The 22,482-nt window shown below is 63.1% G+C and carries 21 protein-coding genes; 13 read left to right on the top strand and 8 right to left on the bottom strand.

Features of this window, described 5'->3' with window-relative positions; genetic code table 11:
- Positions 1–288: 288 nt before the first annotated feature.
- From AC1D11_RS11040 to AC1D11_RS11010, 7 genes are all read left to right on the top strand, one after another.
- Positions 289–1,440 (top strand): slipin family protein, encoded by a 1,152-nt coding sequence (locus AC1D11_RS11040; protein ID WP_477647834.1) that lies wholly within the window; start codon positions 289–291, stop codon positions 1,438–1,440.
- A 283-nt stretch (positions 1,441–1,723) separates the two neighbouring features.
- A complete protein-coding gene (locus AC1D11_RS11035; RefSeq protein WP_477647835.1) occupies positions 1,724–2,227 on the top strand; it encodes a hypothetical protein in 504 nt (167 codons plus the stop codon).
- Positions 2,224–2,976: a hypothetical protein gene (locus AC1D11_RS11030; protein WP_477647836.1), complete on the top strand. Its 753-nt coding sequence runs from the start codon at positions 2,224–2,226 to the stop codon at positions 2,974–2,976. The genes AC1D11_RS11035 and AC1D11_RS11030 overlap by 4 nt, the downstream gene beginning before the upstream one ends.
- Positions 2,977–3,016: 40 nt before the next feature.
- Positions 3,017–4,249: an RtcB family protein gene (locus tag AC1D11_RS11025; RefSeq protein ID WP_477647837.1), complete on the top strand. Its 1,233-nt coding sequence runs from the start codon at positions 3,017–3,019 to the stop codon at positions 4,247–4,249.
- Entirely contained in the window at positions 4,236–4,877 is a 642-nt protein-coding gene (locus AC1D11_RS11020) for a hypothetical protein (protein ID WP_477651442.1), read from the top strand. Before AC1D11_RS11025 ends, AC1D11_RS11020 begins: the two co-directional genes overlap by 14 nt.
- 19 nt (positions 4,878–4,896) lie before the next feature.
- Positions 4,897–5,958: an RNA 3'-terminal phosphate cyclase gene (gene rtcA, locus AC1D11_RS11015; RefSeq protein WP_477647839.1), complete on the top strand. Its 1,062-nt coding sequence runs from the start codon at positions 4,897–4,899 to the stop codon at positions 5,956–5,958.
- A 117-nt stretch (positions 5,959–6,075) separates the two neighbouring features.
- Entirely contained in the window at positions 6,076–7,056 is a 981-nt protein-coding gene (locus AC1D11_RS11010) for a hypothetical protein (RefSeq protein ID WP_477647840.1), read from the top strand.
- 26 nt (positions 7,057–7,082) lie between these two features.
- On the opposite strand, the gene AC1D11_RS11005 is transcribed toward AC1D11_RS11010, so the two are convergent.
- The 5 genes from AC1D11_RS11005 to AC1D11_RS10985 are packed head-to-tail and all read right to left on the bottom strand — an operon-like array spanning position 7,083 to position 11,248.
- Positions 7,083–7,709, bottom strand: a complete 627-nt coding sequence (locus AC1D11_RS11005) for a hypothetical protein (RefSeq protein WP_477647841.1) — start codon at positions 7,707–7,709, stop codon at positions 7,083–7,085.
- Positions 7,706–8,338: an SCO family protein gene (locus tag AC1D11_RS11000; RefSeq protein WP_477647842.1), complete on the bottom strand. Its 633-nt coding sequence runs from the start codon at positions 8,336–8,338 to the stop codon at positions 7,706–7,708. Before AC1D11_RS11000 ends, AC1D11_RS11005 begins: the two co-directional genes overlap by 4 nt.
- Positions 8,339–8,373: 35 nt before the next feature.
- Entirely contained in the window at positions 8,374–8,973 is a 600-nt protein-coding gene (locus AC1D11_RS10995) for a c-type cytochrome (RefSeq protein WP_477647843.1), read from the bottom strand.
- Positions 8,974–8,991: 18 nt separating this feature from the next.
- Positions 8,992–9,594, bottom strand: a complete 603-nt coding sequence (locus tag AC1D11_RS10990; RefSeq protein WP_477647844.1) for a cbb3-type cytochrome c oxidase subunit II — start codon at positions 9,592–9,594, stop codon at positions 8,992–8,994.
- Entirely contained in the window at positions 9,584–11,248 is a 1,665-nt protein-coding gene (locus tag AC1D11_RS10985; protein WP_477647845.1) for a cbb3-type cytochrome c oxidase subunit I, read from the bottom strand. The genes AC1D11_RS10990 and AC1D11_RS10985 overlap by 11 nt, the downstream gene beginning before the upstream one ends.
- 430 nt (positions 11,249–11,678) lie before the next feature.
- Between AC1D11_RS10985 and AC1D11_RS10980 the strand changes: the two genes are divergently transcribed.
- Entirely contained in the window at positions 11,679–12,941 is a 1,263-nt protein-coding gene (locus tag AC1D11_RS10980; protein WP_477647846.1) for an Nramp family divalent metal transporter, read from the top strand.
- On the opposite strand, the gene soxR is transcribed toward AC1D11_RS10980, so the two are convergent.
- A complete protein-coding gene (soxR, locus tag AC1D11_RS10975) occupies positions 12,938–13,414 on the bottom strand; it encodes a redox-sensitive transcriptional activator SoxR (protein ID WP_477651027.1) in 477 nt (158 codons plus the stop codon). The two genes, AC1D11_RS10980 and soxR, sit on opposite strands and share 4 nt — an antisense overlap.
- A gap of 101 nt (positions 13,415–13,515) precedes the next feature.
- Between soxR and AC1D11_RS10970 the strand changes: the two genes are divergently transcribed.
- On the top strand, positions 13,516–13,854 hold the full coding sequence (locus tag AC1D11_RS10970) for an antibiotic biosynthesis monooxygenase (protein ID WP_477647848.1): 339 nt from the start codon (positions 13,516–13,518) through the stop codon (positions 13,852–13,854).
- A 12-nt stretch (positions 13,855–13,866) separates the two neighbouring features.
- Here the strand turns inward: AC1D11_RS10970 and xdhB are convergent, their stop codons facing one another.
- Both xdhB and xdhA read right to left on the bottom strand, forming a co-directional pair.
- A complete protein-coding gene (xdhB, locus tag AC1D11_RS10965) occupies positions 13,867–16,281 on the bottom strand; it encodes a xanthine dehydrogenase molybdopterin binding subunit (RefSeq protein WP_477647849.1) in 2,415 nt (804 codons plus the stop codon).
- Positions 16,278–17,750: a xanthine dehydrogenase small subunit gene (xdhA, locus tag AC1D11_RS10960; RefSeq protein ID WP_477647850.1), complete on the bottom strand. Its 1,473-nt coding sequence runs from the start codon at positions 17,748–17,750 to the stop codon at positions 16,278–16,280. Before xdhA ends, xdhB begins: the two co-directional genes overlap by 4 nt.
- A gap of 70 nt (positions 17,751–17,820) precedes the next feature.
- Here xdhA and AC1D11_RS10955 point away from each other — a divergent pair, with 70 nt between their 5' ends.
- The 4 genes from AC1D11_RS10955 (at position 17,821) to AC1D11_RS10940 (ending at position 22,439) form a co-directional block, all read left to right on the top strand.
- Positions 17,821–18,753 (top strand): LysR family transcriptional regulator, encoded by a 933-nt coding sequence (locus AC1D11_RS10955; RefSeq protein WP_477647851.1) that lies wholly within the window; start codon positions 17,821–17,823, stop codon positions 18,751–18,753.
- Between the two features lie 76 nt (positions 18,754–18,829).
- On the top strand, positions 18,830–20,413 hold the full coding sequence (locus AC1D11_RS10950; RefSeq protein WP_477647852.1) for an ABC transporter ATP-binding protein: 1,584 nt from the start codon (positions 18,830–18,832) through the stop codon (positions 20,411–20,413).
- Positions 20,410–21,519, top strand: a complete 1,110-nt coding sequence (locus AC1D11_RS10945) for an ABC transporter permease (protein WP_477647853.1) — start codon at positions 20,410–20,412, stop codon at positions 21,517–21,519. The genes AC1D11_RS10950 and AC1D11_RS10945 overlap by 4 nt, the downstream gene beginning before the upstream one ends.
- Complete coding sequence (locus tag AC1D11_RS10940) at positions 21,519–22,439, top strand: ABC transporter permease (protein WP_477647854.1); 921 nt, start codon at positions 21,519–21,521, stop codon at positions 22,437–22,439. Before AC1D11_RS10945 ends, AC1D11_RS10940 begins: the two co-directional genes overlap by 1 nt.
- Positions 22,440–22,482 lie beyond the last annotated feature (43 nt).

The raw sequence follows: 22,482 nt of genomic DNA, 5'->3' as shown, positions 1-22,482 counted from the left end.
CAGCTTATTGGAAGTGAGACGTGCCGCGAGTGGGAAAAGTGGATGCAGGCTGCAGCGGGAAACCGCGGTAGCAGGCGGGGCCAGCACCCACCGGCAACAGTTGCCAGTGCGAAGGTACTGCGACACCGGACAGTGAAGACGCCGGTCGTGACATCGAGAGATCTCATGGCCAGGCCCCTCACCTGAAAGTGCCTGCACCCCGAGTCCGCGGCTGTTGCTGATGCGGACTATGTTTTTGTTGAATGAAAAAGAACAACGAAGCAAACGAAAAAGAAAACGGAGAAGAAAATGTTTGGAATAAAGCAATACAAGATCAAGAAAAACGAACGCGGCCTGTTGCTGCGCAACGGCGATTTCGAGCGCGTGCTGCAGCCCGGTAAACACTGGGTGTATGCCGGCGCCGACCAGGTCCGCGTGGAAACGTTCGCCATGGAGCAGGCGGCTTTCACGCACGGCCTTGCTGACTACTTCATGGCCAAAGAGCCGGCGGTGGTGGCGCAAGAGTTTGTGCTGGCTGCGCTGTCGGATTCGCAGGCAGGCCTGCGCTACGAGAACGGCTTGCTGGTCGAAGTGCTGGCGCCTGCAACCCGCAAGCTCTACTGGAAGGGCCTGAACGACATCCGTATCGACGTGGTCGATATCGACCAGGGTGTGGCAAACAGCGAAAAGCTGCCCGCCGGACTTGTGGCTACGCTGGGCCAGACGCAGCTGCGCCAGCGCGCTGTGAAGGGCCTGGACGGCGTGCTGTTGGTGCAGGTGCCCGACTTCCATGCCGGCGTGCTGACGCTGGACGGCAAGGTGACCGGGTTGCTCGGCGCTGGCGCCTATGGTTTCTGGCGCTACGGCCGCAAGGTTGAGGTGGAATGCATTGACCTGCGTTCGCAGGCCCTGGAAGTCAGCGGGCAGGAAATCCTCACCCGCGACAAGGTGAGCCTGCGCCTGAACCTGTCGGCCACCTGGCGCTATGAAGATGTGCTGAAGGCCTTTGCCCAGTGGGGCAAGCCGTCGGAGCAGATCTACCGCGAACTGCAGCTGGGCCTGCGCGCGGCCGTGGGAACCCGCACGCTCGATGAGCTGCTGGAGAACAAGGCCGCACTGGACGACATCATTGCCGAGCACACCCGTGCCCGGCTGGCGGGTGCGGGCCTGAAGCTGGAAAGCCTGGGTGTGAAAGACATCATCCTGCCCGGCGAGATGAAGACCATCCTGGCGCAGGTGGTAGAGGCTGAGAAATCGGCCCAGGCCAACGCGATTCGCCGTCGTGAAGAAACCGCGGCAACGCGCTCGCTGCTGAACACGGCCAAGATCATGGAGGACAACCCGATTGTCCTGCGCATGAAGGAGCTGGAGACGCTGGAGCGTGTGGCTGAGCGTATCGACAAGATCTCCGTATTCGGAGGCCTTGACCAGGTGCTCAACGGGCTGGTGAAGCTGCGTTGAGTGTTGAGAAGAATCAAGAGATAAAGGGCGCGCTGGCACAGAAGGGAGCGCCACTGCCAAAAATGTTGATATTGCAGGCAGGCCGGGTAACACCGGGTGCGGCGGGCAAGCCGGTTGACGGGCTAGGTTGAGGATGCAGGTGCTGGCTCCGATGACGGGTCTGCCACTGGCGCGCGTTTCCAACCGTCAGCTGGGCCACAGGCGTCAAACACCGTGGTCGCCGTATTGATGCGGGTTCGAATCCCGCCGCGTCCACCAAAATTGAAGTCGTGAAAAGAAAAAGATGAAAACGAACAATACCCCGCCGGAGCAGTCCAGAGCAATGCGTGAGGCGGTGGGTAGGCCTGTCACCGACGCGCAGTTGGCGCACTTCGCCGCGCTGTTCGCGTGCGTAGCCCCGACCTATGCCGAACGCTGGGTCACGCTATTGCAGGGAAAGCCAGAGAAATGGCGAAAAATCCTGCCGTGGCGTGCTTGGCCTTGCGACGTGTACGAAAGCCTGCCGCCGCGTATGGAGTGGGCTGCGATGGTAGACCAAGCGATAAGGTTGGCGCAGGCGCACAAGGTACGTGAAGCGCATGTGCTGGCCTGTGGCCATAGCAGCGAAAGTATCGAGACACTGGCTCTTTCGCAGCTCAAGGCGCGTTTGTGCTCGCGGGCGCGAGGCTCTGAAGGGACTTTGCTGGAGGGTTTTGTATCCCTGATACCGGGCCAACTGGCCCTGGTGACCAATCACGAAGGCGGATGTTGGTTGGTGGATTACACAACACCACAGATGCGGAAATGACGATCATGAAAAAACAAAATTTGACACCCAGACAGAAACGGCAGGCGAGGACCTCCGCCGTATTGACCGCGGAGACCGTTGGCCTGGACCCCGTGCTGTACGCGGCGGCCTTGCGCTATCTTTTTGACCGGCCTGTACCTTCGGCAAACGAGCAAGAGTGGTACTGGAGTATCGATGAACCCGAGTTTGCCGCCACACCACTGGAGTGGACGCGCATCCAGACCGTACTGTTTGCCAATGCGGGTGCCGACCTGGCTCCGTATAGCAACCAACAAGTGGGCATGGGCCTTAACCATGTGATGAGCAACAACGCGGGAAATATTCCACATATGCCAAACGACCCTTCGGTACCTCTGGCCGACGCCATGCAGATGATGCGGGCCTTTCCTTCCTTGTGGAGGGACTGCATAGGACCGCGACTGGATCCTGCAGAGGCAACGGAAGATGCCAGCGGCGTCACTCGCCTGGACTTTGTGTGCCATATGTGGTTTGACGTGTGGCCGACTTTTTGGAATGCAAAACACATTCCGGAGTGGCGCGACGCTGTGTGGCATGTGTTGTGCGAAATGCTGGATATGCCCTTTCGCGAAGTACAAAGATCCGCATTGCACGGAATTGGCCATACGGTGCATGACCTGCAACGCAAGGAAGCTATCGACCAGCGCATGGCGCGCTTTATCACTACCGTGGCTAACGATGCCGAACTGGTGAATTACGCCCGTGCCGCCGCGGACGGTATGGTGCAATGAATTCAGAACAACGAACAAAAATCGAGAAAGAAGAAAAACAATGAACTACCAACAACACGAAGTTCCCGGCGGTGTGCCGGTAAAGATGTGGACTAACGGCGTGCCGGTGGAAGCGCAGGCACTCAAGCAGCTGGAGAATTCCGCACGACTGCCCATCGTGTTCAAGCACGTGGCCGTGATGCCCGACGTGCACTACGGCCTGGGCGCAACCATCGGCAGTGTGATCCCGACTTTGAAGGCGATCATTCCTGCCGCGGTAGGTGTGGACATCGGCTGCGGCATGATGGCGTGCAAGACCACGCTTCGTGCCGAAGACCTCCCTGACAACCTCGGCCCGCTGCGCTTGGAAATCGAAAAAGCCGTGCCGCACGGATCGGCCCCCAAGACCTATCGCAGGAATGGTTCGGTGCGTGAAGTCGGCGCCTGGACGAACCCGCCCAGTGCGGCCGATGCGGCCTGGGGCCAGCTGGTCGATGAATTCGAGGCCATCTGCCTGGACTACCCGCGCCTGAAGAACACCAACAACCATCGCCACATGGGAACGCTGGGTGGCGGCAACCACTTTGTCGAGGTGTGCCTCGACGAAAGCGGCGGGGTCTGGATCATGCTGCACAGCGGTTCGCGCGGGGTGGGTAACGCCATCGGTACGCATTTCATTGAACTTGCGAAGAAAGACGCCGAGCTGCACCAGCGCAATCTGCCGGACAAAGACCTGGCCTACCTGGAAGAAGGCTCGCAGTACTTTGGCGACTATGTGCGCGGCGTGGGTTGGGCGCAGAAGTTTGCGCGCCTGAACCGCGAGGTGATGATGCAGGCCGCCATTGGCGCGCTGCGCAAGGTCATCAGCAAGCCGTTTGAGACGCACCTGGAGGCGGTGAACTGCCACCACAACTATGTGCAGAAAGAAACGCACTTTGGGCAGGAAGTGTTTGTGACCCGCAAGGGCGCCGTGAGCGCCAAGGCGGGAGAGCTCGGGATCATTCCCGGCAGCATGGGGGCCAAGAGTTTCATCGTGCGCGGCAAGGGCAACCCCGACAGCTTTATGAGCTGCAGCCACGGGGCCGGCCGCACCATGAGCCGTACCCAGGCCAAGAAGCTGTTCACGGTGGACGACCAGATCAAGGCTACCGAGGGTGTGGAATGCCGCAAGGACGCCGAGGTGATCGACGAGATCCCGATGGCCTACAAGGACATTGACGCCGTGATGCTGGCGCAGAGCGACCTGGTGGAGGTGGTTTACACGCTCAAGCAGGTGGTGTGTGTCAAAGGTTGAGGGAGGGGATCAAAAGGAGAACGCCTTGCGGGCGCTGTCCGATCCTGCCTTGACGGATCTTCGGGGAAAGCTCGCCGAAGCTGGCGGCGTATTTGATTTTGCTGTTTACAGGCTGGAGAAAGGAATTGATCCTTCTGCGGCGCTGCATCGGTGCGCGCTGGAGCTGCTGTTCGCGGACGTACGGGAGCGATGGTTGGTAAACCACCAGGAGGCCATCAAAAAATTTCCGCAATTTAGTGCGTCGAATTTTCATCAGCTCGACTACGACTGTGCCGCTGCGAGTCCGGAAATTTTGCCGGTGGAAAAAGTACAGAACCTCCTTTCCTGCGCGGCGCACCCAGCCGGTGCGCCTTGTTTGTTTTTGAGTTTTAGTGACCCACCCTATGGTTTCATGAAAGATGCTGACGCGAAGGCTCTGTTTGAGCAGTGGTGTCAAATTTTAGGTTTGATCCCGGGCCATCTTCCTGAGGTGATCGACTGGGTCGGCGATCCTGATCTTGAACCATCGCGCAGCGAATGGAGTAATTATTTTGAGGCGGGAAAAGAGTGGTGGGGCATTTGGTGCCTGACGGTGTGGAACCCTGTTAACCGGACCTTGAGCGTGCTGGCCGCCAGCGCAACTGACTGATGATGAAAGAAGAAAAACAATGATTGAACTCGATGGCTCGCAAGGCGAAGGCGGCGGGCAGATTTTGCGCACCGCGCTGGCCCTCAGCCTGGTGACGGGCAAGCCCTTTCGCATGGACAACATCCGTGCGAAGCGGCCCAAGCCCGGCCTGATGCGCCAGCACCTGGCCTGCGTGAACGCGGCTGTGGCTGTGGGCGGCGGCTTCGATCGGACTTCTGCCGTCAATGCCACCGGTCAGGCGGTACAGATTGGCGAAAGCACGTTGCTGTTCACGCCTGGTGAAGTGCGCGCGGGCGACTACGAATTTGCGGTCGGCTCGGCAGGCAGCTGCATGCTGGTGCTGCAGACCGTGCTGTGGCCGCTGCTGCAGGCCAAGGCGGCTTCGACGCTGCTGCTCAGCGGCGGCACGCACAACCCCATGGCGCCGTCGTGTTCCTTCCTGTCGCTGCTGGCACCTTACTTCGCGGGCAATGGAGAGGCACTGTTTGACATTGAACTGCGCCGCCACGGTTTCTACCCGGCGGGAGGCGGGGAGGCGCGCGTGCGCCTGAACCCGCCCGCGCAGGGCTTTTCGGCCATTCACCTCATGGAGCGCGGCGCGTTGCTGGAGGCTTATGCCGAATGCCTGCACGCGGGCCTGCCCAGAGGCGTGGCTGAACGTGAGATGGACGTGCTGCGCAAGGGGCTGGGTTGGGAAGATGGCTGCCTGCGCGACCGCGGGCTGCGCAGCAACGAAGGGCCAGGCAATGCGCTGTTGGCTGTCCTGCGCTATGAGCACATCACCGAGGTCTTTGCGGCCTATGGCGAAAAGAGCGTGAGTGCCGAGCAGGTTGCCCGCCGTGTGTTGCAGGAGGTGAAGGACTACCAGGCCCACGAGGCGCCGATAGGCCCGCACCTGGCGGACCAGCTGATGATTCCCATGGCACTGGCGGGCCTGCAGGGCCGGATGGGGCGCTATTGGGCGACGGAGCTGACCGAGCACACCCGCACCAATGCGCGGACCATCGAAGCCTTCCTGCCAGTGAAGTTCTCGTGCGAGCCATGCGGTGGCGGAACAGTGATTTCGCTGCAGATGCAATGAATAACCGGGTCATTCCTGGCCGATGCATGCCAATATGAAAAGGTGCGGTGCATTGCTGGTGTTGAGTCCGGGACCAGAGAAGCCTTACAGTATGGGCTGGTCGCATGAGGAACCTGCATGTCCAACGGCAAAAACACACTACCATCCGGCGCCCTCGATAGAGCCCAGATCGAGAACGCGATCGAAAAGGTCAACCGGCAGATCAAGATTCTGCGGGCCTTCAAAATATCGGTGACGCAAACCGGCTGGGATTCGAGCGTGGAGTCCTTGCAAAAGAAAGTCAACACCACCCTGGCCGACAGCTTTGGCGTGGGCACGCCCGAATACCGGCAGTTTGCCGTCGCGATACAGGATTTTCTGCTGGACAAAACTTTCGGCGACCGCTTCACGGAAGACGAACGCCAGCAAAAAGTCAGGCAGGGGATCGATCTGGCCATCATGCGCGTGAATGCGGCCAAGAAGCTGCTGAGCGACTACCTCAATGGCACTGCAGCGCCGATAGTGGAGCCGGTTGCGGAGGCGAAACCGGTGCCACCGCCCCCACCAGCGCCAGCGCCAGCACCGGAACCAGCACCAGCACCGGAACCGGAACCGGAACCGGAACCGGAACCGGAACCGGAACCGGAGCAGATCTCCACACCTTCACCTTCCATTCCAACGAGGATGCCCATGTCCAAGACCGATCTCTCTTCCGCCACCGCGCCGCAAGCCGTGTCCGGTTCTCGCGTGGCCATCCTGGGCCTGGGCGGAGATGCCGTGGGCGACGCGTGCCAGTTCATGGAGCAGCTGGGGCTGGAGGCTGCGATACTCGACGCCGTCACCATCGACCAGCTGGAGGGGCTGCGCAATGTGGCGTTTTTGCTGCTCCTGCCGGGCAACAAATCCGATGCGCCAGCGGCCATGCTGGCCATCGGGTTCATGCTGGCCGCGCTCGGCCGTAACCGCATTGCCTGCCTGCTGTCCGAAGACGACGCCTTGCCGGATGTCCTGAAGGGTGCCACAAGCATTTCGGTCGACGAGGCAGGACTGTGGCGGCTGCTGCTGGCACGTGAAATGAAGCGGGCAGGCCTGGAAGTGGATCTGAACCTTGCCATGTGAGTGGCGCCCCGGCGGCATGAGTGGTGTCAGCGTGCCGTGGGTTTCGTTGCTGCATCGTCAGGCAGCATGGCAGTGTCTCTTTGCATCAAGGCACGGACCAGCCAGGTAAACCATGCAGCGGCAATCGCCGCCGCAATCCAAACCAGCATCTGCCCCAGCCGTGCCTGGTCGTCCAGCAGGTAGGCGTTGCAGACGCGTACCGGTGAGGTTTCATACAGGTTGCCCACGACTGCCATCATCGGCAGCACATTGCCCAGAAAGAAACCCTGCACCAGCAGGCCCGCCGCTTGCCAGGACAGGCGCACGGCGGCGCCGCAGGCCAGCAGGGCCAGGCATTTCAGGATTTCGATGCGGCCGTCCACCAGCGCCAGGTCCAGTACGCGGGGGATCATCAGGATCGCGAGCAGCACCGCGGCCGCAAACAAACCGCTGATGCCGTGGGCATTCCAGAGCCCCAGGCGAGCCAGCCAGCGCCCCGGCAGTGCTGTAGCGAGCAGATAGCCAGCCAGCGCCAGCAGCGGGTATTGCACCAGCATGTGAAGTGTCATGCTGGCTTCCAGCCCGTGCCGCAGGCCGGGCCATGCCAGCAGGCACAACAGGGCGGCGGCCATAACCGCCAGGGTACCGCGCGAGGGAGGTGCCAGCCTCTTCATGGCGGAGCCGCCTGCGCAAGGTGCTGCGCATAGTCGAGCGCGAGCTGCTGTTCCGCGTAGTCAAAAATGCGAACCAGCCGGCCTTTCTGGTCGATGACCAGCAGCGCCGCGTTGTGTTCAAAATCGCCGCGGCCATCAGGAACCACCACGACCTGGAAATCCGCCAGCAGGCGCTGGGTGTCCCGCGGGTCCTGCACACGCAAAAAGCGCCATAGCGCCGGGTCGGCGCTCAATCGCGCTGCATAGGCCTGCAGCACGGCGGGGCTGTCGTGACGCCCATCGAAGCTGATCGACAGCAGCTTGACCCTGCCACCGCGCTCCTGCCTCGCCTGCAATATCTGCTGCATTTGCTGGAAGCTGCTGCCCATCGCCAGGCAGACGGTCTGGCAACGTGTGTAGATGAAATCCACCAGCGTGACGGACTGCCCGTCGGCGAGCTGCTGCGACAGTGCCAGAGGGGCGATGCCGGGCCCGTCGGCGCTGACTGCGGGAGTTGCGGCAGGTCGCAGCGCAACTTCGAGCCGGCGGGCGCCCTCGGCGGTCCAGACCTGGAAGTCGTGCGTGAGCCACGCGGCGGCGGCATAACCCGCCAGGGCCAGCATGGCACTGAGCAAGGCGGTGCGAAGCATCAGGGCTGGCCCATCACGCTTGCTGCCCCTTCAGTTCAGGAGCTTTTGGCCGCCAGCGCCTTGAGCTCGGCGGCGCCGTTGAACGGTGTGGTGCGCGTGCCGGCCTTGCGTTCGGCTTCAAACAGCTCGGGCTTGATCGCACCCGCCTTGTTGGACCATTCGGCGCGGACGTAGCTCGCCACCGCGGCCAGTTCAGCGTCGCTGAACTGCGCGAAGGCCGGCATGGCGCCCTTGAAGGTGTTGCCCATGACGGTGATCTCGCCCGTGACGCCGTGCAGCAGGATGTTGGCCACGGTGCGCTCGTCGCCGGTGACCCATTCGGAGCCGTCCAGCGGTGGAAACACGCCGGGGAGCCCTTTGCCGGTGGCCTGGTGACAGGCAACGCAGTTGGCGGTGAACAGCTGTTTGCCGTTGGCCGCAGCGCCTGGCGCGGGTCCCGAGAGGTCTGCCACCGTGCGCCTGTCCCCCAGGTCGGCGCGGCCGAAGGAGCCGGACAGCACGATGTAGCCCGCGCCCCACAGCACCAGGGCCAATGCCCCGACCAGGAAGATCAACGGAATGGGCTGGCTTTTTTCGGAGGGCTCGGCCTGTTCCCGCTCCTGGGCCCGGCTTTCAGATGTCTTGTCGTTCAACATGGGATGACCTTGTGTGGCTCAGGGCTTGGGGGCGGGTGGCAGCACCGGGTAGGTGTGGTTCAGGCCCTGCAGGTACTTGACCAGGTCCAGCGCCTGCGGCGAGGGCACAACCACCTGGCCGACATTCGGCCCGTAGGCGGGCGGCAGGGCCAGCGGCTGCTCGCCCTCGCTTTCAGCGTCTTTGGCGTCCTTCACCGTGAAGAGGTAGGGGTAGGACGGCATGATGGAGCCGGGTACGTAGGCGCGCGGCTGGTAGAGGTGGCCCAGGTGCCAGTCCTTGCTCGGCTGGCGCGCCCCGATGTTGAAGAGGTCCGGCCCGGTGCGCATGCTGCCCAGCAGGTGCGGCTTGTCGTAGAAATAATCGCCCGGCACCGAGGCCCGGCCCCAGCCGCGCTCCGCATCTGGGCCGAAGTTCCGGTCACGCGGCTGCTGGCTGTGGCAATAAACGCAGCCATTGGCAATGTAGACCTCGCGCCCGCGGAGTTGGGCGCTGGTGTAGTTTTTCAGCTCCGGCGGTGGCTTGATGTCGCGCACCTGCATGTAGGGCATCACCACCAGGGCTGCCGTGGCGATGCCCAGGGCCACCATGGCGCCCGATGCCAGCTTGACTTCATTTTCCATGAGCGGCTCCCATTTCAACGCTGCGTGCGTCGTTGGGCCAGAAGAGGGCGGCGCCCGCACGGCCCGGCCCGAAGCGAAGCGCCATGGCCAGGAAATGGCCGACGAACACTATGTGGCTGAGAACCATCAAGCCGCCGCCCACGGATCGCCATTTCAGGTAGGGCAGGGTCAGCTCGACCGAGGCCATGAAGGGCTGGGCGGCATCCAGCATCGCCACACCTTGAAGCCAGCCGCCGATGGTGAGCCCGACAAAATAAATAGTCACCCCGACAGCCGCCAGCCAGAAATGCAGGGTGATCAGTTTCGGGTAGGGCCACTCCCAGTTCAGCACCCGGGGCATCATGAAATAGATGGCGCCGAACAGCACCATGGTGACAAAGGCATAGGCGCCAAGGTGCGCATGGGCCACCGTGAAATGGGTGAAGTGGGTGATCTGGTTGACGCTGCGCAGCGCCTCCAGCGAGCCCTGCAGCGATGACGCAAGGTACATCAGCCCGCCGAACATCATGAAGCGCAGCGTCGGCGAATACCGCGCCAGATGCATGCGCCCCTGCAGCGTGGCGCCCATGTTGATGCTGAAGGCGATCACGGGGATCACCATCATGACGCTCTGCACGATCGACAGCGTGATGAGCCAGCCGGGCACCGGGCCGCCGATGAGGTGGTGGCCGCCGACCTGCCCGTAGAAAAATGCCAGCGTCCAGAAGCCCAGCAGCGAGAGGTTGTAGGAGCGTATCGGCCGGCCGATGATTTTGGGCAGGAAGTAATAGATGGCGCCCACGCTCACCGGCGTGAACCACAGGCCCAGCACGTTGTGCCCGTACCACCAGTTGGTGGTGGCCTGCTGCACGCCGGTGTGCACGCCGGGCATCTTGCCGACCAGGAAGAGCAGGGCAATCCACAGCAGCGCCGCCGTCATGTACCAGACGCTGACGTACAGGTGCGAGACCTTGCGGTTGACCAGCGTGAACAGCACCGGCAGGATGACAAGGGCAAAGCCGGCGAAGATGAAGATCGCGATCTGCCATGGAATTTCCAGGTATTCCATGCCGTCGTTCCAGCCGGTCGCGATGGCGCCTATGCCGCCGGCGATGCCCATGTTGATAAGCGCCCCGCCCAGCATGACCCAGATGGCGCCGTAGAGCCGGGTGCGCAGCAGCCGCGGCAGCAGCCACACGATCATTCCCAGCGCCGCATTGGTGATCCAGCCATAGAGCACGCCGGTCAGGTGCACGGTGCGTATCCGGCCGAAAGTCAGCCAGGCATAGTCGGTGAGCCAGTCGGGCTCATGCAGCTTGATGGACGACACCAGCCCCGCCATCGAGCCCACGATGAGCCACAGGCAGGCAAAGGTGATGAACATGAACACCGGAAACGCGGTGGAGCGGTCGGACGTGATGCGGTCCAGCAGCTCGGCGGCGTCGGCCGCGTGCGTCTTGATGCCGCCTTCCTTCACGGCCTTCTGCATCGACTCCTGTGCCGCGTCCTGTAGCGCGGGGTCGTCGACCTGGCCGATCTCGCCGTGCGCGAATATGACGGAAGCTGCAACAGGGTTTTCTTGCAGTAGCCCTTTGCGCAGCGACCAGATAAAGACAAAGAGTCCGATGATGGACAACAGGAAGGCGCCCAGAAGGCTGAGGGCTGCGCTGTCCATTACGCGGTTCCTCCAGCGGACAAGGCAGGTGCGGTGCCATATCGATTGCCTTTGCACGCCCCCCCGGCAAGGCCGGGTGGAGGCGCCGCGCGCCGTGAGGGCTGTGAAGCCTGGACGCTCATGCGTGATGCAGTGGTCATGATTTCTCCGGTATGGAGGGAAGGCTGCGCTTGCGCGAAGGTCCTCTGGCGTCCTGAACCGCGATGGGCCGCGGGGGCTTGCCGCAGATGAGTCATCCTACGCCTTTGTCTGCAGTCCGTCTGTTCGGCCGCCCGCGGTTCGGCGCCTGCTATTGATTTTGTAGCTGTTTGCGCCTGATCTGATTGGGCTACGGGCTGTTTTGATGCTGAAGTTCGCCTGCAAGTCATCTGTCAGTCGCGTGAACATGTTCTTAAGCCTGGCCTCATGCTTTGGTGTTAGCCTCGCGGCCATGTTGAACCGCATCCCCTCTTTCCTGCGCCACGTCGGCCCAGGCGTTGTTACCGGCGCCGCCGACGACGACCCTTCCGGTATCGCCACCTACACGCAGGCGGGGGCGCAGTTCGGCACCGGGTTGCTCTGGACGGTGTTTTTGTCGCTGCCCTTCATGATCGCCATCCAGCTGGTCAGCGCCCGCATAGGTCGTGTCACCGGCAAGGGTGTGGCGGCCAACCTGCGGGAACACACGCCGCGCGCCTTCCTGATGAGCATGGTGTTTTTGCTGGTGATTGCCAACACCATCAATATTGCCGCCGACATTGCCGCGATGGGCGAGGCGCTGCAGCTGGCGGTGGGCGGCGGCGACCACTTTCATGCAGTGGCCTTCGGCATCATCACCGTGCTGCTGCAGGTGTTTGTGCCTTACCGCAAGCTCGCACCCATCCTCAAATGGCTGACGCTGTTCCTGTTTGCCTATGTGATCGCCGTGTTCCTGGTACAGGTGCAGTGGGCCCAGGTGCTGCATGACCTGGTCGTTCCCAAACTGCAATGGACCTCGGGCTACTGGATGATGATCGTCGCGCTGCTGGGCACCACGATTTCGCCCTACCTGTTTTTCTGGCAGGCCTCGCAGGAGGTCGAAGAACTGCGCCTGAAGGGCGGCGTGCTGGGCGCCGAAAAGAAGATCCGCCGCGACCTGCGCCGCGTCAAGCGCGACACCTACATCGGCATGTTTTTCTCGAACGCCATCGCCTTCTTCATCATGGTGCTGGGCGGTGCGGTGCTGTATGCGGCTGGCATTCACGACGTCACTTCGGCCGCGCAGGCGGCGCAGGCGCTGCGGCCGCTGGCCGGCGATTTTGCCTTCGCGCTGTTTGCCGGCGGCATCATCGCCACCGGTTTACTGGCCGTGCCGGTGCTGGCCTCGTCAGCCGCTTACGCCGTGGCCGAGGCCTTCGGCTGGCCCGAAGGCCTGGAGCGCCACTGGTATGAGGCCAAGCGTTTCTACGCCATCATCGTCATCGCCACCGTAGTCGGCACCGGCATGGACTTCACCAGCATAGACCCGATGAAAGCGCTTTACTGGAGTGCCGTGATCAACGGCGTGGTGGCCGTGCCCATCATGGCTGGCCTGATGCTGCTGGCCGGCCGGAAATCGGTAATGGGCAATTTCACCTCTGGTTTCAAGACCACATGGTTCGGTTGGGGCGGTGTGGTGGTGATGGGCTTTGCGGTGGCGATGATGTTGCTGGATCTGATCCGCCCCTTGTTCTAGTCTCCCCGGCGACGAACCCACAAACGCTGCGGCCCCGCGCCCTGCCCGGCGAGCTGGTCATACGGGTTGCGCAGCCGGCATTTGTCAATCGACAGGCAGCCGCAGCCTATGCAGTCGTCCAGGGTGTCGCGCAGTTTCTTGAGCTGGGCCATGCGCTCGTCCAGGTCGGCGCGCCAGGCGGCCGACAGGCGTTCCCAGTCCGCGCGGCTGGGCGCTGCTTTCGCGGGCAGGGTGGCCAGCGCGGCTTCGATGTCGGCCAGCGCGATGCCCACCCGCTGCGCGACGCGCACAAAGGCCACGCGCCGCAGCATTTCACGCGCGTAGCGGCGCTGGTTGCCCTCGGTGCGGCTGCTGCTGATCAACCCTTTTTTCTCATAAAAGTGCAGGGTGGACACCGCCACGCCGCTGCGGCGCGCCATGTCGCCGACCGAGAGCGTGGGGAAAATGCCGACCTGTTCCAGTTCCGTGCCCATGGGCTCCCCTGAAAAAATGCTTGACCTAAACTTTACTTGAGGTTTCAGACTCCTGCTTTTGCGAGCCAACCCGGCCCGCTTATTTCAAAGGAGTTGTTTTCATGTCCAGCGATTCATCAAGCCCTGCTTCCGCTTCCGTGTTCCGGATCGACAAATTCGTCGTGCCCTCGCAGTCGATATCCGCTTTTGTCGAGCGCATCCACCATGTCCAGCGCATGCTGGGCGAACTGCCGGGCTGCTTGCAGAAGCATGTGCTGACCCAGACGGGCGACAGCAGCGAGTTCGATGTGGTGACCGTGGTCGAGTGGGCCAATGCCGATGCGGTGGCCGCCGCCCAGACCGTCATGCAAAAGCAGCTCGCCGGCGAGGGATTTGACATTCAGGCCTTCAGGAAGAAGCTGGGTGTGCGCGGCGACTCGGGGATGTACCGGGAGGCGTGATCCCTGGGATGCTCAGCGGCGCCCCAGCGCCGCCAGCACGTGCTCGGGTGTGGCCGGAGCCTGCAACACGGCGGCGCTGCCGCCCGGCCGGGTTGAGGCAATCGCGTCGCGCAAGGCCTCATACACACTGATCGCCAGCATCAGCGGCGGTTCGCCCACAGCCTTGCTGCCGAAGACGTTGTCTTCGCGATTCGGTTCGGGCCACAAATCGACCTTGAAGTGCTCGGGCACGTCGCCGGTCGCCGGAATCTTGTAAGTGCTGGGCGCGTGCGTGGTCAAAAGGCCCTTGTCGTTCCACACCAGCTGCTCGGTGGTGAGCCAGCCCATGCCCTGCACAAAGCCGCCTTCGATCTGGCCGATGTCGATGGCCGGGTTGATGCTGGTGCCTACGTCATGCAGGATGTCGACTTTCAGCACGCGGCTTTCGCCCGTCAGGGTGTCGATGGCGACTTCGGTGCAGGCTGCGCCGTAGGCGAAGTAATAAAACGGCCGGCCGGTCAATGTGGCCTTGTCGTAGTGGATTTTGGGTGTGCGGTAAAAGCCGTCGCTCCAGAGCTGGATGCGGTTGGCATAGGCCAGCTTCACGACTTCGGTGAAAGGCCGCGCGCCTGCGGGTGTGACAACCTCGCCCCCTTCAAACTGCACCGCGCCCGCGCCGCAGCGGTCCAGGCCGGCCACAAATTGCGCCAGGTTGTCGCGTACATTGCGGGCGGCGTATTGCGCGGCGCGCGCGTTCAGGTCGGTGCCGGCTGAGGCGGCGGTGGCTGACGCATTCGGAATCTTGCTGGTGTCGCTGGCTGTGGCCAGCACCTGGTCGAACGGCACGCCCAGTTCATCGGCCACGATCTGGGCGACCTTGGTGTTCAGCCCCTGGCCCATTTCGGTGCCGCCGTGGTTCACCTGCACGCTGCCGTCGGTGTAGACGTGCACCAGCGCGCCGGCCTGGTTGAAGAGGGTGGCGGTAAACGAAATGCCGAACTTGACGGGTGTGATGGCGATGCCGCGCTTGATGACCGGGCTTTGGGTGTTCCAGGCAGAAATTTTCTGACGGCGTTGTGAATAAAGCGCAGACAGCGCCAGCTTTGATAGCAGCGGGTCGAGGATGTTGTCCTCGACCTTCATCTGGTAGTGGGTGACGTCTCGCTCGCCGATGCCGTAGAGATTGCGTTTTCGCACGGCCAGCGGGTCCAGGTTCAGCGTGCGCGCAATGTCGCCCATGATGGCTTCAATCACGATCATGCCCTGCGGACCGCCGAAGCCGCGAAAAGCCGTGTTGCTTTGCGTGTTGGTTTTGCAGCGGTAGGACGCGATCTCCACGTCTTCCAGAAAGTAGGCGTTGTCAGCGTGGAAGACTGCACGGTCGGCCACAGGGCCTGACAGGTCGGCGCTGAAGCCGCAGTTCACCGCCATCATGAGTTTGAGGCCGCTGAGCCGGCCGGTGTCGTCAAAGCCCACGTCGTATTCATACGCAAACGGATGGCGTTTGCCGGTGACCATGAAGTCGTCGTCGCGGTCCAGTCGCAGCTTGACGGGGCAATGCAGCTTGTGGGCAGCGATGGCGGCCCAGACTGCCATCTGGCCTGACTGAGTTTCCTTGCCGCCAAAGCCGCCGCCCATGCGCCGGCATTCGACACGTACCGCATGGTTGGCGATGCCCAGCGCGTGCGACACCCAGTGCTGGATCTCGCCGGGGTGCTGGGTGCTCGAGTAAACCAGCCATTGCTGCTGCTCCTGCGGTACCACGTAGGCGACCTGGCCTTCGAGGTAGAAATGTTCCTGGCCGCCGACTTCGAGTGTGCCGTGCAGTGTGTGCGGTGCCCTTTTGAGCGCAGCTGCCGCATCGCCGCGTTTCACAAAAACCGGCGGCAGCACATAGCTTTCGGCCTTGAGCGCGTCGTGCACGTTCAGCAGGGAGGGCAGGGGTTCGATACGGCAGACCACCTTTCGTGCGGCACGGCGGGCCTGCATGACGGTGTCTGCCACCACCACGCCGATCACCTGGCCTATGTGCTGCACGGTGTTTTGAGCAAACACCGGTTCGTCGTGCGAGAAATTGCCCAGCACCGGATCGCCCGGAATGTCGCGTGCGAGGATCACATCGCGCACGCCCGGCATCTCCAGGGCCGCGGCGGTGTCAACGCGCAACAGCTTTCCGTGTGCCACGGTCGACAAAATGGGCGCCGCATGCAGCGTGCCGCGCACTTCCGGAATGTCGTCGACATAGGTGGCGGCGCCGGCGACTTGCGCGCGCGCGCTTTCATGGGGTGTGGAGCGGCCCGCCGCCTGCGTGCCCGCAGGTTTTTGGGCCAGCGACGTTTTTTCCGCAAGGTCCGCGGGGGGCATATCGCCAGCGCGGGCGTTGGCTGCGCGCACGTCCGGGTCGGCCACTGCATCGCGGCTGACGGAGATGTCTTTCGCGGCGTTCATGCGGCTTCCTCCAGCCGGAAGTTGGCCAGGTTGATCTGCTGCAGGCCCTGGCTTTCGAGCCAGTAGCGCTGGAGCAGGTTGCCGAGCACCTGGCTGCGGTAGGCTGCGGAGGCGCGCATGTCCGAGATGGGCGAGAACTCGGCGCGCAACGTAGCGATGGCGTTCTGCACAGTGGTCTGCGTCCAGGGCTTCCCTGTCAGCGCCGCCTCGGTCCGGATGGCGCGCACCGGCGTGGCTGCCACACCGCCCGCACCGATGGAAGCTGCGACCACGATGCTGTTTTCAATCCGCAAGTTGATCGCCAGACAGACGGCGGAAATGTCGTCGTCGTAGCGCTTGGAGATTTTGTAAACCTTCATGGCCTCCCGGGTCTGTACCTTGGGCACCTTGATCCAGGCCAGCACTTCGTCGGGCGCCATCACATTCTTGCGGTAGCCGGTATAAAGCGCTTCCAGCGGCATTTCGCGGTGGCCGCGCACGCTCATCAGGACGATGTTGGCCCCCAGCGCAATCAGCAAGGGCATGGAGTCGCCAATCGGCGAACCGTTGGCGATGTTGCCGCCCAGCGTGCCCGAATTGCGCACCGGCAGCCCGGCAAAGCGGGCGGCGAAGTTGTGCAGCTGCGGCCGGCCTTTGACCAGCGCCGCATAGGCGTCGGCCAGTGTCACGGCGGCGCCGATGGCGATGTGATGCGGGTAGTCCTCAATGCGGCGCAGTTCCCGCACTTTGGTGACGTCCAGCACCTTGCCGAACTGTATGTGCTGCTTGGTCACCCACAATCCCACGTCGGTGCAGCCGGCGACCAGCTGGGCGTCGGGGTGGGTGGCGCGGGCCTGCAGCAAGGCTGCCAGTGTTTGTGGAGATTTGTAAGCCAAATCGGCCTGCAGCCCAACAGGGGCGGGCGCAAGCAGCTCCAGTTTTTGTAGCAAACCGGCTTCATCGACCCGGACGGGAGGCAGGCTGCCCATGGTCTGCGCGGCCTCCAGGATGGGCCGGTAGCCGGTGCAGCGGCAGAGGTTGCCGGAGAGTTCTTCCTGCGCCAGCTCCCGCGTGATGGGCTCGCCCTTGCAGACGTGGTTTTGGTACACGCCGAACAGGCTCATCACGAAGCCGGGTGTGCAGAAGCCGCATTGGGAGCCGTGCTTATCGACCATGGCCTGCTGGGCAGGGTGTAGGGCACCGTCCGTGGCAATATCTTCCACAGTCCAAAGCGCCATTCCGTCTATGGAGTGCGCCAGCCGAATGCAGCTGTTGATGGCGCGGTATTCGACCTTGCCGCCGGCCGCCTCGCCCAGCACCACGGTGCAGGCGCCGCAGTCACCTTCGCCGCAGCCCTCCTTGGTGCCGGTGCAGGCCAGGTCCTCGCGCAGCAGCTCCAGCAGGGTGCGGCTGGGTGGTACATTGCTGACGGAAACAACTTCACCCCGCCTGACGAAGCGGATGGGTCTGGAAAATGATGGGACAGCCATGCTTCAGGTTAAAACAGCCTTGCTGCGGCCGGCATACAAAAGTGCATATCAACCGCATGGGTGAAAAGGTATGAAAGACCAGGCGCTTTTCGACAAGATAGACCTCCATCTCATCAGGGTCTTGAATACCGTGCTTATTGAACGCAGCGTATCACGCGCCGCCCTCCGCCTGGGCATGTACCAGCCCGCCGTCAGCGCGGCGCTCAAGCGCCTGCGCACGCTGGCGGGTGACCCTATCCTGGTGCGCTCCGGCGCCGGCATGGTGCCTACGGATGCGGGCCTGCGCATGATCGAGCCCTCGGCCAGCATTTTGCGTGCGGCCGGCATGCTGTTCAGCGATGCGCGCGGGTTTGACCCGGCCACCGCCGAGACCACCTTTCGCCTGGCAGCCAGCGACTACCTGGACCCGTCTTTCCTGCCGCAGCTGGTGGCGCAGATCAAATCGCAGGCGCCCGGCTGCCATATTGAAATCCACCCCCTGTCCGCTGAATCAGACTACCGCACGCACCTGGCGCAGGGCCAGGCCGACATCGTCATAGGCAACTGGGCCGCACCGCCCGACGACCTGCACATGGCGCGCCTTTTCGGCGACGAGGTGGTCTGCCTGGTTGCCAAGGAGCACCCGGCCGTGCGCCGCGGCTGGGATGCCGCGACCTGGCTGGACGCCGAACACATCGCTCCCACCGCCACGCACCCCGGCGCCAAGGGCGTGATCGATGAGCATCTGGACACCCTGGGCATGGTGCGCAACATCACGGTGCGCTGCCCGCACTTCAGCCTCATGCCGGCCATGGTGGCATCAAGCTTGCTGGTGATGACCACCGGGCGCCAGTACTGCGAACGCTTTGCCAGCCTGTTGCCGGTGAAAATACTGCCCATCCCGATCGCCTTTCCCCGCATGATGTATTACCAGCTCTGGCACGAACGCACACACGCCTCCAACTCGGCCCGGTGGCTGCGCGAGCGTGTCAAGTCCGTGGCCTCAACGCTACGAAAAGAATAGCTGCTTGCGCCCGTCCTGTATGGTCTGCAGCCAGGATTGCCTATAAATCGAAGACAAAACCGGATACCCAGAGACAATGACCGCAACCCCGCCCCAGACTGACAGCCCGACCGGCCAGCCGCCGCGGCTGCAGCTTTCCGGCATCACCAAAAGCTACCCCGGCGTGGTGGCCAACAGTGGCATTTCGCTGACGGTACAGCCCGGTGAAATCCACGCCGTGCTCGGTGAAAACGGCGCGGGCAAATCCACACTGATGAAGATCATTTACGGCTCGGTGAAGCCCGACGCCGGCAGCGTGGCGATGGACGGCAAACCGGTTGTGGTGCGCAACCCGCACGAGGCGCGGGCGCTGGGCATCAGCATGGTGTTTCAGCACTTCAGCCTGTTCGACACGCTGACGGTGGCCGAAAACGTCTGGCTGGGGCTGGACAAGCACCTCACGCTGGCCGAAGTCTCGCTGCGCATCATGCAGACGACGCAAGCCTATGGCCTGCAGCTGGACCCGACACGTCCCGTGCACACCCTGAGCGTGGGCGAGCGCCAGCGGGTGGAGATTGTCAGGGCGCTGCTCACGCATCCGCGGCTGCTGATCCTGGACGAGCCCACGTCGGTGCTGACGCCCCAGGCGGTCGAGAACCTGTTTGTCACGCTGCGGACGCTGGCTGCGCAGGGCTGCAGTATTTTGTACATCAGCCACAAGCTGCATGAAATTCGCGCGCTGTGCACCGCCTGCACGGTGTTGCGCGGCGGCAAGGTTTCCGGTTTCTGCGATCCGCGGCAGGAATCCAATGCCTCGCTGAGCCGCTTGATGATTGGCGCCGAGCCACCCGCGCTGGAACACCGGGCGGTGCGCACCGGTGCCGTGGTGCTTGAGGTGAAACATCTCGACCTGCCCAAGGAAGAACAGTTCGGCGTCGACCTGCACCAGGTCGCGCTGCAGGTGCGGGCGGGGGAGGTGGTGGGCATTGCCGGTGTGTCGGGCAACGGCCAGAAAGAATTGCTCTATGCGCTGTCGGGCGAAGACACCCGCGCAGCCAGCGATGCGATCACAGTCAAAGGCCAGCCGGTGGGCAAGTTCGGCCCTGGCGGCCGGCGTGCGCTGGGCCTGCACTTTGTGCCTGAAGAACGCCTGGGCCGCGGCGCCGTACCGTCGCTTTCGCTGGCGCGCAACCTGTTGCTCACGCGCAAGGAGGCCGTCGGCAAAAGCGGTTGGCTCGACCGCGGCGCATTGCAGGCGCAGGCCGCCCGCATCATTGCCGACTACAAGGTGAAGTCCGGCGGGCCGCAGGCGGTGGCCAAATCCCTTTCGGGCGGCAACCTGCAGAAATTCATCATGGGCCGCGAGATTGATGCCCGGCCTGAGCTGCTGATCGTTTCGCAGCCGACCTGGGGTGTTGACGTGGGTGCGGCCACGCAGATACGCGGTGAGCTGCTCAAGCTGGCGGGCGCCGGCTGCGCGGTGCTGGTGGTGAGCGAAGAGCTCGAAGAGCTGTTTGACATCTGCGACCGGCTCTATGTGATGGCCAAGGGACAGCTCTCGCCCTCGCTGCCGCGCGCCGACGCCACGGTGGAACTGGTGGGGCAGTGGATGAGTGGGCTCTGGGCGCCCGGCACACACCAGACAGAAACAACACAAACCACGGCGGAGGCCTCGGCATGAAGCTCGAAATCCGTCCCCAGCCGTCTTCCTTCTGGAGCTACGCCTCCCCGGTGCTGGCCCTGCTGATTACCGTGCTGATCGGCGTGGCGCTGTTTGTGGCGCTGGGCAAAGACCCCGTCAAGGGCATGCAGGTGTTTTTCTGGGAACCCATCAAGTCGCCTTACGCCATCGGCGAACTGCTGGTCAAGGCCACGCCGCTGCTTATCATCGCGCTGGGGCTGGCCGTGTGTTTTCGCTCCAATGTCTGGAACATCGGCGCCGAAGGCCAGTTCGTCATGGGTGCGATCGCCGCAGGCGGAGTGGCGCTGCTGGCTGAAAAAACCACCGGCCCCTGGATCGTTCCGGCCATATTGCTGGCAGGCCTTGCGGGCGGCATGGTGTGGGCCGGCATCACCGCTTTGCTGCGCGATCGTTTCAACGCCAATGAAATCCTGGTCAGCCTGATGCTGGTCTATGTGGCGGAGATGGTGCTGAACTACCTCGTCTTCGGCCCCTGGAAAGACCCCAACGGCTATAACTTTCCGCAAACCAAAACCTTCGAGGCCGTGACGCAAATTCCACGGCTCATGCAGGGTTCGCGCGTGAACATCGGCATCGTTCTGGCGCTGTTGGGCGTGGCAGGGCTGTGGCTGTTCATGTTCCGCACACACGCGGGTTTTCGGCATGAGGTCAGCGGCCTGGCACCCGCTGCCGCACGCTACGCCGGCTTCTCGTCGCGCCGCGCGTTGTGGCTGGCGCTACTGACATCCGGTGCCGCGGCGGGCCTGGCAGGCGCGCTCGAGGTGGCCGGTCCCATCGGCCAGCTCACGCCTTATGTGCCGGCGGGGTATGGTTTTGCCGCGATCATCGTCGCCTTCGTCGGTCGGTTGCATCCGGTCGGCGTGGTGTTCTCGGCCATCCTGATGAGCATGTTTTATATAGGCGGCGAGCTAGCGCAGTCGCGCCTGGGGCTGCCCAAGTCCATCACTGGCGTGTTCCAGGGCCTGCTGCTCTTCAGCCTGCTGGCATGCGATACCTTGATCGCCTACCGCCTCAAGCTGGCAAAACCCATCACCACACCGGTGGCCACGCCGCCTTCCGCCGATCTTGTGAAAGGAGCCGGCTGATGGACTCCACCGCATTGCTTATCGCGGCCACACTCAGCGCCGGCACCGTGCTGGCCATCGCGGCCCTGGGCCTGCTGATTAACGAGAAAGCCGGCATCGTCAACCTGGGCGCCGAAGGCATGATGCTGTGCGCGGCCATTGCAGGCTTTGCCACCGTGGTGCACACCGGCAACAGCTGGCTGGGCTTTGCGGCCGGCATGGCGGCGGGCGCTTTCCTGGCCGCGGTTTTCGGCGTGCTGGTGATCTGGCTCAACACCAACCAGTACGCCACGGGCCTGGCGCTCAGCCTGTTCGGTGCGGGTTTCTCGGCCTTTGCCGGCATCAAGTATGTGCAGGAGAAATTGCCCGAGCAGTCGCAGTACCCGATTCCCTTTCTGGCCGATATTCCGCTCGTTGGTCCGGCGCTGTTCCGTCAGCACCCCATGGTTTACATCGCAATGGTGCTGACGGGCGGGTTGATCTGGTTTTTGTACCGCACGCGCGCCGGCCTGGTGTTGCGCTCGGTGGGTGAAAGCCCTGAGTCAGCACATGCGCTGGGCTACCCGGTGCGGCGCATCCGGCTGGCGGCCGTGGTGGCCGGCGGTGCGCTGTGCGGGCTGGCGGGCGCCTATGTGTCGGTGGTCTACACGCCGCTGTGGGTTGAGGGCATGATCGCCGGCAAGGGCTGGATAGCGCTGGCGCTCACCACCTTTGCCACCTGGCGCCCGGCACGGGTGTTGCTTGGGGCTTACCTGTTCGGTGGCGTGACCATGCTGCAGTTTCACCTGCAAAGCCTGGGCGTGAATATGCCCACGCAGTTCCTGAGCATGCTGCCCTACCTGTCCACCATCGTGGTGCTGGTCCTGATCTCGCGCAACCCGCTGTGGATTCGCGTCAACATGCCGAGCTCCATCGGCAAGCCGTTTTACCCGGGAGCCTGATGGTGTTTTAAGGTCGATCCGCCGCATAATTGCTTTTTTTCGC

This window comes from Polaromonas sp. P1_E11, assembly GCF_056405995.1.
The sequence above is the reverse complement of the archived record's forward strand: the minus strand, read 5'-3'. Positions and strand labels throughout refer to the sequence as shown.

What these genes read in the sequence shown, in the direction of transcription:
- AC1D11_RS10995 (WP_477647843.1), bottom strand. Translation starts at nt 8,973, where the DNA reads ATGTTGAACGACAAGACATCTGAAAGCCGGGCCCAGGAGCGGGAACAG.
- AC1D11_RS10940 (WP_477647854.1), top strand. Translation starts at nt 21,519, where the DNA reads ATGGACTCCACCGCATTGCTTATCGCGGCCACACTCAGCGCCGGCACC.
- AC1D11_RS11000 (WP_477647842.1), bottom strand. Translation starts at nt 8,338, where the DNA reads ATGCTTCGCACCGCCTTGCTCAGTGCCATGCTGGCCCTGGCGGGTTAT.
- AC1D11_RS11035 (WP_477647835.1), top strand. Translation starts at nt 1,724, where the DNA reads ATGAAAACGAACAATACCCCGCCGGAGCAGTCCAGAGCAATGCGTGAG.
- AC1D11_RS11010 (WP_477647840.1), top strand. Translation starts at nt 6,076, where the DNA reads ATGTCCAACGGCAAAAACACACTACCATCCGGCGCCCTCGATAGAGCC.
- AC1D11_RS10950 (WP_477647852.1), top strand. Translation starts at nt 18,830, where the DNA reads ATGACCGCAACCCCGCCCCAGACTGACAGCCCGACCGGCCAGCCGCCG.
- AC1D11_RS10985 (WP_477647845.1), bottom strand. Translation starts at nt 11,248, where the DNA reads ATGGACAGCGCAGCCCTCAGCCTTCTGGGCGCCTTCCTGTTGTCCATC.
- AC1D11_RS10990 (WP_477647844.1), bottom strand. Translation starts at nt 9,594, where the DNA reads ATGGAAAATGAAGTCAAGCTGGCATCGGGCGCCATGGTGGCCCTGGGC.
- AC1D11_RS10980 (WP_477647846.1), top strand. Translation starts at nt 11,679, where the DNA reads ATGTTGAACCGCATCCCCTCTTTCCTGCGCCACGTCGGCCCAGGCGTT.
- soxR (WP_477651027.1), bottom strand. Translation starts at nt 13,414, where the DNA reads ATGGGCACGGAACTGGAACAGGTCGGCATTTTCCCCACGCTCTCGGTC.
- AC1D11_RS11025 (WP_477647837.1), top strand. Translation starts at nt 3,017, where the DNA reads ATGAACTACCAACAACACGAAGTTCCCGGCGGTGTGCCGGTAAAGATG.
- AC1D11_RS11030 (WP_477647836.1), top strand. Translation starts at nt 2,224, where the DNA reads ATGACGATCATGAAAAAACAAAATTTGACACCCAGACAGAAACGGCAG.
- rtcA (WP_477647839.1), top strand. Translation starts at nt 4,897, where the DNA reads ATGATTGAACTCGATGGCTCGCAAGGCGAAGGCGGCGGGCAGATTTTG.
- AC1D11_RS11040 (WP_477647834.1), top strand. Translation starts at nt 289, where the DNA reads ATGTTTGGAATAAAGCAATACAAGATCAAGAAAAACGAACGCGGCCTG.
- xdhA (WP_477647850.1), bottom strand. Translation starts at nt 17,750, where the DNA reads ATGGCTGTCCCATCATTTTCCAGACCCATCCGCTTCGTCAGGCGGGGT.
- AC1D11_RS10955 (WP_477647851.1), top strand. Translation starts at nt 17,821, where the DNA reads ATGAAAGACCAGGCGCTTTTCGACAAGATAGACCTCCATCTCATCAGG.
- AC1D11_RS11005 (WP_477647841.1), bottom strand. Translation starts at nt 7,709, where the DNA reads ATGAAGAGGCTGGCACCTCCCTCGCGCGGTACCCTGGCGGTTATGGCC.
- AC1D11_RS10945 (WP_477647853.1), top strand. Translation starts at nt 20,410, where the DNA reads ATGAAGCTCGAAATCCGTCCCCAGCCGTCTTCCTTCTGGAGCTACGCC.
- xdhB (WP_477647849.1), bottom strand. Translation starts at nt 16,281, where the DNA reads ATGAACGCCGCGAAAGACATCTCCGTCAGCCGCGATGCAGTGGCCGAC.
- AC1D11_RS10970 (WP_477647848.1), top strand. Translation starts at nt 13,516, where the DNA reads ATGTCCAGCGATTCATCAAGCCCTGCTTCCGCTTCCGTGTTCCGGATC.